Consider the following 14,358-nt stretch of genomic DNA (forward strand, 5'->3'; position numbering starts at 1 on the left):
TTCGGCACCGCGCGTACTGAGGCACCCCGATCCGCCCGCACCGTCGCCATGCAGGCCCGGCACCTCTGGGCCCGCAGCCTGAGCGGGCGCTGACCGAGCCCGGTCCCCGCTGAACACAGCGGGGACCGGGCACCATCCGTCTACCAGGCCATCAGGGTCTGACCACGGCTCCGGCCGTCCGTGCGGTCAGCGGGCCGGGGCGAAACCCGGCAGCCAGCGCCGCACCACGTCCCGGTACCGGGCCCGGGCCTCCAGCTGGCTGAGCACCCCGATCGAGCCGAGCGTCACCCGGTGGATCAACAGATAGGCCGGCGGCAGGTTGAGATGCCTGCTCAGCTGGTACGCCGGTGACTTCGGGTTGGCCAACCGGGCCGCCTCGTCGCGCAGCCACTGCCGGGTGAACTGGAACTCCTCGGCCGCCAGCGGCGCCAGCATCGGCAGCAGGAAGTCGAGCACCGCCGGGGCGTCGATCGGGTCGTCCGGTTTGATGAAACCCTCGTCGCGCAGCCCGGCCACCACCGCGTCGGAGTCCCCGTCGAGCGCCAGCCGGACCAGCCGGCCGATCGGCTCGGGATGCCCGCCGGGCAGCCGGGCCACGGCGCCGAAGTCGACCACGCCGAGCCGGCCGTCGTCGAGCAGTCGGAAGTTGCCCGGATGCGGGTCGGCATGCAGCAGCCCGGCCCGAGCCGGCGCGGAGAAGTGCAGCACCGCCATCAGAAGCCCGGCCCGGTCGCGTTGGTCCGCCGTACCGGAAGAAATGATCTTTGAAAGCGGGACGCCGTCGATCCACTCGCTGACCAGCACCCGGGGCGCGGCGGCGAGCACCGCCGGCACCATGATCTGGTCGTCGTCGGCGTACGCGACGGCGAACGCCCGCTGCGACTCCGCCTCCAGCTCGTAGTCCAGCTCCTCGGCCAGCCGGTCCCGTAGCTCGCTGAGCAGCGGCTTGATGTCCAGTCCGGGCTGGATAGCCCGGAACATGGTGCTCAGCCGGGACAACTGCTTGAAGTCGGCGAGCAGGGCGTCGCCGGCCCCCGGATACTGCACCTTGACCGCCACCGGCCGCCCCGCCGCGGAGCCGTCGCGCCACACCGCCCGGTGAACCTGGCCGATGCTGGCCGCGGCGGCCGGCCGGTCGTCGAACTCGACGAACCGTTCCCGCCAGTCGGCGCCGAGCTGCTCGGCCAGCACCTTGTGCACCGATCCGGCGGGCAACGACGGAGCGGCCTCCTGCAGCTTGGTCAAAGCCTGGCGGTACGGGGCGGCGAGCTCCTCCGGCAGCGCCGCCTCGAACACCGACAGCGCCTGTCCCGCCTTCATCGCACCACCCTTGAGCTGCCCGAGTACGCTGAACAGCTGCTCGGCGGTGCGTTCCTGGATCTCGGTGGAGATCACGTCGGAGGCGAGCCCGGTGACCCGCTTGCCCAGCCCCAGGACGGTGCGGCCGGCGAAGCCGATCGGCAGCGCGGCGAGTTTGGCGGTCCTGGACACGGCCCAGCGCGGGATTTCGGTCACCTGGCCATTGTTACCGACGATCGCGTACCGTGACCCCTCCCTGAGCGTGGCTCATGCCACCGGCCCCCTGCATGTGGCCCACGCCATCGGCGGGGCTCCGCACCGGTGTGCAGCGGCGCGGCCGGCGCCGGTGGCAGTGGCAACCCTGGTGGGCCGGCCAGGCCCGGCGCCGCAGCCGGGCCGGGGCGTGCACCTCGATCGCCGTCCCGATCGTCTCCGGGCTCCCACCGTCGACGAACGCCAGGATCTCGGCCGTCCCGACACTCACCGCGGCCAGCAGGGTCGCCGAGTCGCAGATCGTCGCCGGGCCGATCGCGCACAACTGGGACGCCAGCTGCGGCCAGCCCGGATCCCGGTCCCGACGGTGCAGGTCCAAGCAGTTCAGGCAGGGGGTACCGGTCGGCGGCACGAGCGGGCCGACCACCGGCGTCCGGTCCCGGATGTCGACGAGCAGGTGGGCCTGCCGGTGCCGGGCGTAGCTCGCGGCGAGCAGGTTGGCCGGCCGGTCGGCGCCGAGCAGCACCGTCAGGGTGGCCTGGCCGCGTCGTACCGGGCGGGTCTCGACTCCCGGGACGGCCCGGCTGACGGCGGTGGCGACGGCGTCGCGGGCATCGCGCGTACCGGTCAGGTCGATGGCTACGTGGCCGATCCCCGCCTCGGCCACCGCGACGGCCAGCGGCCGGGCCAGCCGGCCCCGGCCGGTCAGCACGATCCGGGCGGCGGCACGTCGTCGCAGGATCTGCGCCGGGGTGCCGGGAAGCTCGTCGCGGCGCAGCGCCAGGGCGGTCGCCTCGGGGGTCAACCGGTGCCGGGCGTGCTCCGGCAGGTTCGCTGGCAGCAGAGTGTGCGCGCCGACGATCAGGCCCCGGGCGATCAGCATGTCCAGCAGATGCCGGGCCTGGTCGGCTGGGAGGCCGAGCCGGGCGGCGTGGTCCAGTACAGCGCGGGTCGACCGGCTGCCGTCGAGAAGGTCGAGCAGCCGGGACTGTGCCGGGTCGGTGAGGTCGAGCAGTACGGCGTGCGCCGGATCCGAGCCGAGCTGCAGGGTGGCGCGGTCCCGCCAGAGGCGGGCCAGGCCGGGCAACAAAGTCGGCCTGAGCAGGGGGTTGGTGGGCATGAACAACAGACTGTCACCGTAACGGAACGCTCGTTGGTTCGTTATCCACAGCCTGTGCCCCGCACATCCTCGGTTATCCACAGGTTCCGGCGAGTTTTCCACAGCCCTGTCGGGGTGGTGTCGCGGCTCGGACATGACGCAGCGTAGATCGGTGTACCACTCGATGTTGGTCGGGTGCCTAGTAGTGGGCCGTCGGGCGGGGCCGGCCACGCGTCGAAGGGGCGGCCGTAGCCGCCCCTTCGACGCAGCGCCGCGAGTCAGACCTTGGCTTTGCCCAAGATCCGGTTGACTGTTGTGCCGCAGACCGGGCACTTGCCCTTGGCCATGTTCATGCCGGTCTTCGACACCTCGACGGTGCCCTCGAAATCGCGCTTCTCCTTGCACTTCACGCAGTAACCGTTGTAGGTCTGGGCCTGGTCGGCCACGGTGCCCCTCCTCGTCTCCTCGCCGGGTGGTTGCAGACCCGGCGTGCACCCGCTCGCGGCGACCGTCGGCGGCGCCGCGCGCTGGGATTTTCTCCGCGGCCACTGTTGACCGCCGGTCCGCGGACCCTACCCAGGACTGGGCGGTTCCATGTCAACAATTCACCGACACTGTGAGTAAGTCGACGTCGAGAGTGTGCATGCCGCAATAGATCGGATAAGTCAGATTCGCAGTGACACGCCGGGAGAAGATCCGCAGGCGATCGTGGGCCGGGGGGTGGAGGTGAAAACTTCTTCGTGATCGCCTACGGTGACCCTGAGCGGCTCGGGCGCGACGTACGGCGGTCGAGTGGGTAACTTTTTTCGCGACAATCGGCCCCAAAAGGGGTGATTCACCCTCGCTACGCCGTATTGCCTCTTGCGTTCCCCTGGTCAGTACGGATTAGCGTGCCATCGTGAGCGAAACCCGGGGCTGCGCGGGCCGCTGATGGCAGGGGCGCGTAAGCCGGTCGTCGAGGTGCGGCGCAGCCAGCGCCGACGCCGGACGGTGTCCGCGTACCGGGAGGGCGAACGCGTCGTAATCCTGATCCCGGACCAGTTCTCCCGGGCCGAGGAGACCGAATGGGTGGACCGGATGCTCGCCCGGCTTGCGGCCCGCGAGGAACGCCTCCGCCGGTCGGACAGTGAGTTGATCGGCCGGGCCCGCCGGCTGGTCGACCGCTACCTGCCGGAACACGCCCGGGTCGTGGTCCCGGCGAGCGTCCGGTGGGTGACCAACCAGAACAGCCGCTGGGGGTCGTGCACCCCGGCGGACCGGACCATCCGGATATCCCACCGGATCCAGGAAATGCCGGACTGGGTCATCGACTACGTCCTGCTGCACGAGTTGGCGCACCTAGTCGTACCGAGCCACAACGCCCGGTTCTGGGAGCTCGTCGGCCGCTACCCCAAGGCGGAACGGGCCCGCGGCTATCTGGAAGGAGTGGCGGCGGCCAGCGGCTTCGTCCTGGCCGACTGACCGACCCTGCCGAGTGCGCCGACCCTGCCGAGTGCGCCGCCGCTAGAGTGGGTCAGATGCGCCGCGCCGTGGTCATCCTCCTGCACCCGGTCGACTGGTCCCCGCCCGGCACCGACCCCGCCACCTGGCGGGCCGCTCTGGCCGAGGACCTGGTCGACCTGCTGGCCACCCTGAGCCAGGTGGAACCGGCGATCGCCGCGGCCGCAGCCGACCTGCCGTTGGCCAGGTCGATCGCCTGGCCCGACATGCCGATCCACCAGCTGCCGGAGATCTCGGTCAACGCGGCGCTGGCCGCCGCCGCAGCAGACGGCTACGACCAGGCTGCGGTGCTCGCCGCCGACGCGCCGGACCTGCCCGGCCTGCTGATCGGCAAGCTGCTGCGGCCGGTCACCACCCGGCCGGTGGCGGTGGCACCGGCCGGCGGTGACGGCGGGGGACTGCTCGGCGTGGCGGCCCAACTGCCCGCGCCGAGCTGGTTGCCGCCGCTGGACCTCGCCGCCGATCCGCAGGCCGTGCGGGCGGCGGCACCGCACCCGGGGCAGGTGGCGGTCACGCCACCCTGGCGTCGGCTGCGCGGCCCGGCGGACCTGGCGGCCCTGAACCCGGCCGTCGAAGGCTGGGAGACCACCCGTGCACTGCTGACCGCCGGCTGAACCGGGCCGGTCGGTCAACCGGGCCGGTCGGTCAGCGGGGCCCGTCGGCCGGCGGCTCCGGCTGCGGCGGCTCCGGCGGGTCGCCGCCGAAGTCGATGTCACCGAGGTCGAAGTCGGTCTTCGCCTGGGCGAACGTTTCCGGGTCAGCGAAGTCGTCGTCCGATGGCAGCAGGTCGGGGTGGCTCCACAGCGCGTCCCGGCCGTCGACCCCACGGTGGGCGTCCAGCGCGGCCCACAGCGCGGCCGCCTCGCGCAGCCGGCGGGGCCGCAACTCCAGCCCGACCAGGGCGGCGAAGGTCTGCTCCGCCGGCCCGCCGGCCGCCCGCCGACGCCGGAACGCCTCGGCCAGCTTCACGATGTTCGGCAGCCGGTCCCCGGCGGCGCTGTCGACGACGTGACTCACCCAGCCCTCGATCAGCGCCAGGACCGTCTCGATCCGGGCCAACGATGCCTGCTGGGCGGGGGTGTCCTCCGGAGTGAAGATCCCCTCCATGGCGATCTCCTGCATCGACTCCGGATTCATCGGGTCGACCCGGCCGAGGGCGTTCTCGATCGCCTCCCGATTTACGGTGATCCCGGACGCGTAGGTCTCCACTGCGGCCAGCACGTGGCCCCGCAACCATGACACATGCTCGAAGAGACGCTGATGAGCCGCCTCCCGCAGCGCCACGTACAGCCGGACCTCCTCCTCGGGCAGCTCCAGGCCGGATCCGTACGCCCGAATGTTGGCCGGCAGCAGCGCGGCGGTGCCGGCCGGGCCCAGCGGCAGCCCGATGTCGCTCGCCGACAGCACCTCGGTGGCGAGCGAGCCGAGCGCCTGGCCTAGCTGACCGCCGAACAGGGCCCCGCCGAGAGTGGTCATCATGGCGTGCATCGGGCCGAGCTGGCTGCGGGCCTCCGGCGGAACGAGGTCGCCCATCGCGCCGACCATCCGACCGGCCACCGGGTCGCAGAGCTTGCGCCACACGTCGAGCGTCCGGTAGATCCACTCGTTGCGGTTCCACGCCGCCGACGTGCGGGTCCCGGACGGGAACGTCGACGACGACTCAAGCCAGAGATCGGCGACGCGCAGCGACTCCTCGACGGTGTGCCACTCGTGCGGGTTGACCGACGGGTCACCCTCGGCGGCGAGTTGGCTGGCCGCCACCTGCCGGGCCAGGTCCCAGTTCACGGGACCGCTGCCCGGGGCGGCGAGCAGCTGCTGCAGCTGAGCCATGAACTGCTGCATCTGCCGTGGGTCATTGGGGTCCGGAGGCTGGCCGCCGGGGAGCTGGAAGCCGAACGGAATATCAGGCACGCCCTCCACGGTACGCGGGCCACCGGCCGCAACGCCGCCGGTGCGTTGCGCTGAGCGCGAAGCTCCGCGTCACAGGCCCGACTGCAGTCGGTACGCTCAGGCGCATGAGACGTCGCGGTGTCACGGTCATCCTCGGCGCGTTGCTCACCGCACTGCTCGCCTATGCCGTGCTCGCCGCACCGGTCCCGTACGTGGTGCTGGGCCCCGGCCCGACGGTCGACACACTCGGCACCGACGACGGTGCGGACGTCATCCAGATCACCGGAACCGACACCTCGACCTCGGCCGGGCAGCTGCGGCTCACCACCGTCGGCGTGCGCCCCAACGTGGGGCTGCGGGAGGCGGTCGCCGGTTGGTTCAGCGACGCCGAAGCGGTGGTGCCGTACGAGGTGATCTACCCGCCAGGGCAGACCCAGGAAGAGGTCGAGGAGCGCAACGCCGAGGACTTCGCGGCGTCGCAGACCAGCGCCGAGACCGCGGCGCTGCGCCAGCTCGGCTACCCGGTGCAGGTGCTGGTGAGGGCGGTCACCCCGGACGGGGCGTCGGTCGGGCTGCTCGACGTCGACGACGTGATCACCTCGGTCGACGGCACGCCGGTCAGCTCGGCGACCCAGCTGACCGAGCTGATCCGGGCCGAGCCGGAAGGCAGCACGCTTACCATCGGATACACCCGCGACGGCCAGTCGGCCACCGCCGAGATCACCACCCGGGCCAGCGACGGCGGCCCACCCCGGATCGGCATCGAGATCACCGAGGAGCAGCCCAGGCCATTCGAGCTGACCATCGACCTCGACGAGATCGGCGGGCCGAGCGCCGGGCTGATGTTCGCCCTCGGCATCATCGACAAGCTCGAACCCGAGGACCTCACCGGCGGCAAGATCATCGCGGGGACCGGGACCATCGACAACGAGGGCAACGTCGGCGCGATCGGCGGTATCCCGCAGAAGCTGGTCGGCGCCAAGGAAGCAGGTGCGGTCGCCTTCCTCGTCCCGCAGGCCAACTGCGCCGAAGCGGTCGCGAACGCCGTACCCGACCTGCCGCTGCTGCGGGTGGCCACCCTCGACGAGGCGCTCGACACGCTGGCCCGGCTGCGTACCGGCGAGAAGCCGACGCTCTGCGGCAGCGACTGACACCCCGGTCAGGTCCACCTCAACCGGCCTTGAGGTGGACACACCCCGTAGTCTTGGTGCCTGATCGCCCAGCGGATCACACCAACGTGCGGAGTAGCTAGTCGTGGTCATGCGTAGCAGCCCAATGCCCGGAATGAGCCGACGTGGCCGGGTCACCGTCGGCGTACTCATCGGGATCTTCCTTCTGTTCACCCTGCTCGGCTGGGGGGTGAACGCATGGACCGACTGGTTGTGGTTCGAGGAGGTCGACTACACCCAGGTCTTCACCGGCGTGCTGTTCACCCGGCTGCTGCTGTTCGCGGCGGTTGGCCTGGCCATGGCACTGGTGGTCGCGGCCAACCTGTGGTTGGCGTACCGGCTGCGGCCGGCGCTGCGACCGCACTCGCCGGAACAGGTCAGCCTGGAGCGCTACCGGATGCTGCTCAGCCCCCGGATCGGCATCTGGATCACCGCGGCCGCGGCGCTGGTCGGTGTCTTCGCCGGGCTGTCCGCGCAGAACCGGTGGAGCCAGTGGCTGCTGTTCCGCAACTCCCAGGAGTTCGGCGTCACCGACCCGGAGTTCGGCATCGACATCGGCTTCTACGTCTTCGAGTACCCGTTCCTGCGCTACCTGCTCGGCCTGGCGTTCACCGCCGTGGTGCTGTCGGTGATCGGCGCGCTCGCCGTGCACTACCTCTACGGCGGTGTACGGCTGCAGGGCATCGGCGACCGGATGACCACCGCCGCACGGGCCCACCTGACCACCCTGGTCGCCGTCTTCGTACTGCTCAAGGCGGTCGCGTACGTGCTGGACCGGCGCGGCATGCTGCTGGAGTACAACGAGCAGGCACGCATCTACGGTGCCGGCTATGCCGACATCAACGCGCTGCTGCCGGCGAAGGAGATCCTGGCGTACATCTCGATCGTGGTGGCGATCGCGATCATCGTGTTCTCCAACGCGGTGATGCGTAACCTGGTCTGGCCGGGCATCTCGCTGGCGCTGCTCGGCATCTCCGCCGTGGCGATCGGCGGCATCTACCCGTGGGCGGTGCAGACCTTCGAGGTCAACCCGAGCCTGCGGGACAAGGAATCGGCGTACATCGAACGGGGCATCGTCGCCACCCGGGACGCGTTCGGGCTGGACATCAGCCAGCAGACGCCGTACCCGGCGACGAACCTGACCCCGCCGGAGAGCCTGGCCACCGACACCGCGGTGGTGCCCAACATCCGGCTGCTCGACCCGCAGCTGGTCTCCGAGACATACACCCAGCTGCAGCAGGTGCGTGGCTTCTACGACTTCGGCACCAAGCTGGACATCGACCGCTACACCATCGACGACGAGAGGCAGGACTACGTCGTCGGCATGCGGGAGATCAACTACGGCGAGCTGACCGAACAGCAGAGCAACTGGCTGAACCGGCACACCGTCTTCACCCACGGGTACGGCATGGTCGGCGCGCCGGCCAACCGGGTGGTCTGCGGCGGGCAGCCGTACTTCGTCTCCGGCTTCCTCGGCGACCAGGCCCAGGAGCAGTGCTCCTCGGCCACTGAGGAGATTCCGGTCGAGCAGCCGCGGATCTACTACGGCGAGCAGATGGACGGCACCGACTACGCCATCGTCGGCTCGCCCGGCGACAGCAACGTCGAGTTTGATCGGCCGACCTCCAGCGGCGGCGAGCAGTACTACACCTACACCGGCACCGGCGGGGTCGACGTCGGTTCGTTCGGCCGCAAACTGCTGTACGCGATCAAGGAGCAGGAGACCAACTTCCTGCTCTCCGAGGCGGTCAACGAGAACTCCAAGCTGCTGTACATCCGCAACCCACGGGACCGGGTGGAGAAGGTCGCCCCGTTCCTGACCATGGACGGCGACCCGTACCCCGCGGTGGTCGACGGCCGGATCCAGTGGATCGTCGACGGCTACACCACCTCGGCGACGTACCCGTACTCAGAGCGGGTGAATCTGCAGGCGGAGACCGCCGACGAGCTGACCGGCCAGGGCACCTTCGTGCTGGCCCGGGAGAACGTCAACTACATCCGCAACTCGGTCAAGGCCACCGTCGACGCGTACGACGGCACCGTCCGGCTCTACGAGTTCGACGAGAACGACCCGGTGCTCAAGGCGTGGAACGCGGCGTTCGGCGGTGACCTGGTCATCCCGAAGGCGGAGACGCCGCAGGAGCTGGTCGACCACTTCCGCTACCCGGCGGACCTGTTCAAGGTGCAGCGCAACCTGCTGGCCCGCTACCACGTCACCAACCCGGCCGAGTTCTTCTCCGGGCAGGACTTCTGGGAGGTGCCGAACGTCCCGGACTCGCCGGACAGCGGGGTCAAGCAGCCGCCGTACTACCTGATGACCCAGCTGCCGGAGCAGGACGAGCCACGGTTCCAGCTGACCTCGGCGGTGACCCCGGCCGGCCGGCAGAACCTGGCCGCGCTGATCTCCGGGTCGTACGTCGACGGGCAACCGCAGCTGCAGGTGCTGGAGTTGCCCGACCAGACGGCGATCTCCGGCCCGGTGCAGGTGCACCAGCGGATGACCAACAACGCGGCCATCCGTCAGCAGCTGAACCTGCTGTCGTCGAACCAGGCGCAGGTGCAGTACGGCAACCTGCTGTCGCTGCCGTTCGGAAACGGCATGCTCTACGTCGAGCCGGTCTACGTGAAGAGCAACCAGACCAACGCGTACCCGCTGCTGCAGCGGGTGCTGCTTTCCTACGGTGACGGCGGCTCGTACGTGGTGCTGGCCAACAGCGTGCAGGACGGCATCCGGCAGCTGATCGAGCAGGCGGAGGCGGGTGGTGCGCCGACGACCCCGCCAGAGGGCGAAGGCGAGGGTGAGGGTGAGGGCGAGGAGCCCGGCGGCACCCCGAGTCCGACGCCGTCGACCCCGGTCGACCCCGGCCTGGTGACCCCGGAGCTGCAGGCGGCCGCCGCCGAGGTCAGCGCCGCGATCGACGAGGCCCGCGCCGCGCAGGCGGCCGGTGACTTCCAGCGGTACGGGGAGGCGCTGGCCCGGCTGGACGCCGCGATGACGGCGTTCCAGGCGGCGCAGCAGGCGGCCGGGGTGGGTGGTGCCCAGCCGCCGTCCACCAACCCGTCACCGAGTGCCGACCCGTCACCGACCGGCTGACGCCAACTGACTGACGCCGAACCGGCCTCGGTGATCCCGACTTGTCCGCTTTTGTGGGTGGACCAGGGTGGGATCACCGAGGTCAGTCGGTCAGTACGGGGGTCGTTTTGCGGCGGGCTGACGGTATGCGCTAGGGTTAACTCATCGCCGCGGGGTGGAGCAGTTCGGTAGCTCGCTGGGCTCATAACCCAGAGGTCGCAGGTTCAAATCCTGTCCCCGCTACCACGGTGAACGGCCCGCCAGGGAATCCCTGGCGGGCCGTTTCGCGTACCGGACTCCCGCCCAGCTCGGTGATCAGCTTGCCGCCTCCCACAGCCACGTCTGGATCAGTTGCGGGTCGCCCTGTTCGACCGTGAGCTGATTGCCGACACCATGATCGGACAGGTACAGGTCCTGTGGCACCCCGGCCACGACGGTACGGTTCGCCAGCGTCATCGACATCGACTGCTGGCTCTCGCACCACAGGTAGCCGTCGGTGTTGCCCCGGAAGTGGTGCAGCGCCACCGCCGCCCCGTCGACGGACACCCCGGTCGGCGCGGCGCTCAGGTAGCCGCCGGAGTTGACCAGATAGGAGCAGTTCTGGCCGTCGGTCTGCCCGGCGGGAATGACGCTGAACCGCTGGTTGTCGCCGTCGTTCTCAGCGTGCAGGATCGCCGGTGTGCCGTTGGCGGTGCCTCCGCCGGCGATGTCGACCACCAGGTCGGTCTGCTGCAGCGGCGGGAAGTGGTTGATCTCCCGCAGGTCGGACATGGACTGCGTGGTCTGGAAGAACCAGCGTTGCTCGGCAGAGCCGTCCCAGTCCCGCCCGGCGACCGAGCGTGCGCCGGGCACCGCCGTCAGCATCTGCCGGGTGACCATGTTGCGCAACGTCCACGTGCCGTCGCCCTGATAGTCGGGCCGCCAGAGCTGATCCGCCGCCTCGTGGGGCCACTGCACCACCGACGCGTCCGCTGCCCCGCCCTCCTGGCCCATGAAGTTGCGGGTGACCGGGTGGACCAGCCGGTAGTAGGACGGGAACTCCGTGCTCTCGTCCAACCACCACGGCTGCTGGGAACCCGAATGGAACGGTATGTCGAGGATGGCGTTGCCGATGCGGAAGGGGTCGATGTCGGCGACGTTGGTGGTGCCGGCGTTGCGCAGCACCGCGTTTCCGGGTGGGGTTGGCTGCGCCACGAGTTCCGGCGGGTCGGCGGCGGCTTCCAGGACCAGCCGGAACCGGGCCGGCAGATGATCCGACAACAGGACCTGTGACAGAGTCTCGGAGCCGGTGATCCGGGGTATGTTGCCGGCGTCCGGTACGACCGCGTAGTCGAGGTACCGCTGTGGATCTGCGGTCGGGTGGGTCGGTGAAGGCGGGGCGTGCACCCGGAACTGCCCGGCGGGCAGGGCGTTGGCCAGACTGTCCGGATCGCGGTTGAAGTCGCCCATCGCGACCCAGTCCAGTGGCTGGTTGCCCGGCCCGGCGGTGAGCATCCGCTGTCGGATCGCGCCTAGCAGACCGGGCATGTCGTTTCCGTTGCCGGAGAAGCCGTGCACGGTGAAGAAGACCGTGCCGCCCACGTTGACCCCCAGCGCCGGCCGGCCGCCCATCGGCGAGGCGACCACGAATATCCCGTCCGCTGGCACCTGGCTGCGGGTGGCGATGGCCAGGTTGACCCGGCCCGGCCCGTTCGCCGAGGTGTCCGTGTGCAGCCAGTAGAGGTAGCCCTGAGGGCGGCGGGCGGTCCCGCCGTGGCGATATTCCCGCACCGGTGGGAACGTCCCGTTGGCCCGCTGGAAGTCGGCCTGCTGGTGGTCGGTCGGCGGCCCGGCACTGGGCGGTGGTGCACCGGCCTCCTGCAGGGCGATCACCGTGGCACCGCCGGTCACGGCCAGCGGCAGGACTCCGTTGGCGTACTTGTCCTCGTACTCGCCGTCCTGGCCGCTCCAGCCGCCGGACGTGCCAGCGCCCTGCATGTTCCAGGTGGCCGCCTGGCGGACCTCCTCGAAGCGTGGGTCGAGCTGCCCGACATTGGTCAGGAACAGTGATGGTTGGCGGTGCCCGGTCACGGCGACGACACCTTGGCCGCTTGTGTAGTCGAGGGTTTCCCGGCCTGACCAGTCGGGGATCACCGACCCGGCTGCGCTGAGGTGGCGGAACTGGCGCGGGTGGGCCGGGTCGGAGCCGAAGTGGTATACCGTCTCGGACGGGTTGGTGGTGCCGGTGACCGAGTACGGCTCGTAGGTTGTGTACGGACCGCCGGGAGTGAGTTGCTTGGACAGTTCGTTGTGGTAGAAGACGTTCTGCGGTCCGGCCGACCCGGACCATTTGATCGCCTTGGGTCCAGCCGCCCACCAGATCGGATACCAGGTGCCCTCGTCGACCTGGCCGCCCTCGCCCCCGCAGTTGGCGGTGCAGCTGCCCGAACTGTGCTCGTACGGCACCCGCACGGTGTTGTCCTCGAACAGGTTGTACCGTTCCCAGCCGCCGTGCAGGTTCAGATCGGAGTCGAAGTCGTTGCGGAACACCACGTTGCCGCTGGCCGACCACTGGAAGGTGAAGTGCCGCAGGTTGCGGCTGGTGTTGTACGCGTACAGCGAGTTCCAGACGCGGCTGCCGCGCAGGTAGCCGTTGCCGCCCTTGCCCTTGTTCCAGGCCCCGTCGAACGTGTTGTCCTCGATCTGCAGGTTGCGGGCGACCTCGGTGACGATGGGGTGGGATCCGGTCATCGTGCCGGTGAGGCCACGGACCCAACTGTTGGCCGCCCATTTGAACAGCACCCCGTTCATGGCGTACTCGGGGGCGAGGTTGCCGTAGTTGTGCACCGCGTCGGCCGGGTCGAGGGCGTAGGTGCCGCCGCCGAGCTTGGGCAGCCCGGTCATTTCCTGGGTGAAGGCGAAGTTCTCCAGTCCGACGCCCTCGACCGCGGTCAGCGGGGTGACCTTGCTGGCGAACGTTGTCCCGGCCGGCAACGGCGGTGAGCCGTCGGAGATCGAGTCGACCGGTAGGTCGTACTCCAGTGGTCGGTCCAGGGTGATCGTCTTGGCTGACGAGTCCACCCGGGTCACCCGGAACATCTGCTGTCGCATATGGAGGTTCTCCATCATGCTGGCGTGTTCGGCGTAGGTGACGCCCTGCTGTTCGTAGAAGTTGACGCTGTTGGCTGCGCCGACCCAGATGTAGCCGCCGGGGGAGAACTTCGACATGTTGGTGTTGCTGGCCAGGTGGATGACGCTCTGCCCGGAGCGGGCGGAGAAGCCCGGGTCGTCGCTGCGGCTGGCGAGCTTCTGCCCGGAGACCCAGTGCTGGTTGACGGAGCCCTCGAACAGGTCCTTACGGTTGGTCGGTGCCGACTGCCACTCGTTCTGGTAGCGGCTCGCTACCTCGCGGGTCTGCACCTTGAACAGTGCCCGGCCCGGCCAGATCCAGCCGCCCTTGCCGATGTCGTTGCCGCTGCCGTAGCTCATCCCGTTCGGATCCCAACGGCTACCGTCGGTGCTGAGGGTGTCGTAGCGGGTGTCGGTGTCCGGCCGGAACACCACCTGGGTGCCGCCGGCACCGGAACCCTGGCCACGAAGTGTCAGGAAGTTCGCGTCGACGTAGATCTGCCGGGACACGTCTATCCGGCCGGCCGGCAGGTTGATCAGTGACAGCTTGTGGAAGTTGGCCGACGGCGAGCAGGCGGCGCGGACGTGGTCGATGGCGGCCTGCAGGCCGGCAGTGTCGTCGAGGCCGTCGTCGGCGACCACGCCGAACTCGCCGGCCAGGCGACTCGGGTCGAGGCGGCAGGCCGCGTCGGCGGTGATCAGGTGCTCGCCGGGAAGCGGGTGTCCGCCCTGGTAGCCCACCCGCGACCAGTCGGGCAGTCCGTCGACGCCGCCGCGGACCCGGTTGGACATGCTGAGGTCCGGGCGACTGGTCGACTGTGGCTCGATCGCGGTCGCTGCGGCGCTGACGGTGGTCGCACCGGTGGCGGTCGCCGGTGTGCCGGCCTGCGCCATCAGCTGTGGACTCCATGTCGGACTGGAGAGCGCGGCCGCGAGTGCGGCGGCTAGCAACAAGCGGGGTGTCATCACCCGGCCAGCCTTGTCCGGCAACTGCCCGTGAGTCATCA

Annotated in this window: 9 protein-coding genes and 1 tRNA gene; 5 read left to right on the forward strand and 5 right to left on the reverse strand. The window is 70.0% G+C overall.

From position 1 onward, the window contains the following. Window positions 1-186: 186 nt before the first annotated feature. The 3 genes from O7621_RS11935 to O7621_RS11945 form a co-directional block, all read right to left on the reverse strand. A complete protein-coding gene (locus tag O7621_RS11935; protein ID WP_282234021.1) occupies window positions 187-1,515 on the reverse strand; it encodes an AarF/ABC1/UbiB kinase family protein in 1,329 nt (442 codons plus the stop codon). 10 nt (window positions 1,516-1,525) lie between these two features. Beyond that, on the reverse strand, window positions 1,526-2,632 hold the full coding sequence (locus O7621_RS11940) for a hypothetical protein (RefSeq protein ID WP_282234022.1): 1,107 nt from the start codon (window positions 2,630-2,632) through the stop codon (window positions 1,526-1,528). Window positions 2,633-2,889: 257 nt separating this feature from the next. Beyond that, window positions 2,890-3,057, reverse strand: coding sequence for a DUF5679 domain-containing protein (locus tag O7621_RS11945; RefSeq protein ID WP_233606684.1), 168 nt, complete (start codon window positions 3,055-3,057; stop codon window positions 2,890-2,892). A gap of 484 nt (window positions 3,058-3,541) precedes the next feature. Between O7621_RS11945 and O7621_RS11950 the strand changes: the two genes are divergently transcribed. After that, window positions 3,542-4,072, forward strand: coding sequence for a M48 family metallopeptidase (locus O7621_RS11950; RefSeq protein ID WP_278167200.1), 531 nt, complete (start codon window positions 3,542-3,544; stop codon window positions 4,070-4,072). Between the two features lie 56 nt (window positions 4,073-4,128). Then, window positions 4,129-4,725 carry a hypothetical protein gene (locus tag O7621_RS11955; protein WP_282234023.1) on the forward strand — a complete coding sequence of 199 codons (597 nt, stop codon included), beginning with the start codon at window positions 4,129-4,131 and terminating at the stop codon, window positions 4,723-4,725. Between the two features lie 31 nt (window positions 4,726-4,756). On the opposite strand, the gene O7621_RS11960 is transcribed toward O7621_RS11955, so the two are convergent. Then, on the reverse strand, window positions 4,757-6,022 hold the full coding sequence (locus O7621_RS11960; protein WP_282234024.1) for a zinc-dependent metalloprotease: 1,266 nt from the start codon (window positions 6,020-6,022) through the stop codon (window positions 4,757-4,759). A 104-nt stretch (window positions 6,023-6,126) separates the two neighbouring features. Between O7621_RS11960 and O7621_RS11965 the strand changes: the two genes are divergently transcribed. From O7621_RS11965 to O7621_RS11975, 3 genes are all read left to right on the forward strand, one after another. Then, a complete protein-coding gene (locus O7621_RS11965) occupies window positions 6,127-7,152 on the forward strand; it encodes a PDZ domain-containing protein (protein ID WP_282234025.1) in 1,026 nt (341 codons plus the stop codon). Between the two features lie 109 nt (window positions 7,153-7,261). Further along, entirely contained in the window at window positions 7,262-10,264 is a 3,003-nt protein-coding gene (locus O7621_RS11970; protein ID WP_282234026.1) for a UPF0182 family protein, read from the forward strand. A 148-nt stretch (window positions 10,265-10,412) separates the two neighbouring features. Beyond that, window positions 10,413-10,489, forward strand: a tRNA-Met gene (locus O7621_RS11975). Between the two features lie 69 nt (window positions 10,490-10,558). Here the strand turns inward: O7621_RS11975 and O7621_RS11980 are convergent. Beyond that, the gene (locus tag O7621_RS11980; protein ID WP_282234027.1) at window positions 10,559-14,356 is read right to left on the reverse strand and encodes an RICIN domain-containing protein; all 3,798 of its coding nucleotides are present in this window, start codon (window positions 14,354-14,356) and stop codon (window positions 10,559-10,561) included. Window positions 14,357-14,358 lie beyond the last annotated feature (2 nt).

The organism is Solwaraspora sp. WMMD937, from assembly GCF_029581175.1.
GTDB lineage: Bacteria > Actinomycetota > Actinomycetes > Mycobacteriales > Micromonosporaceae > Micromonospora_E.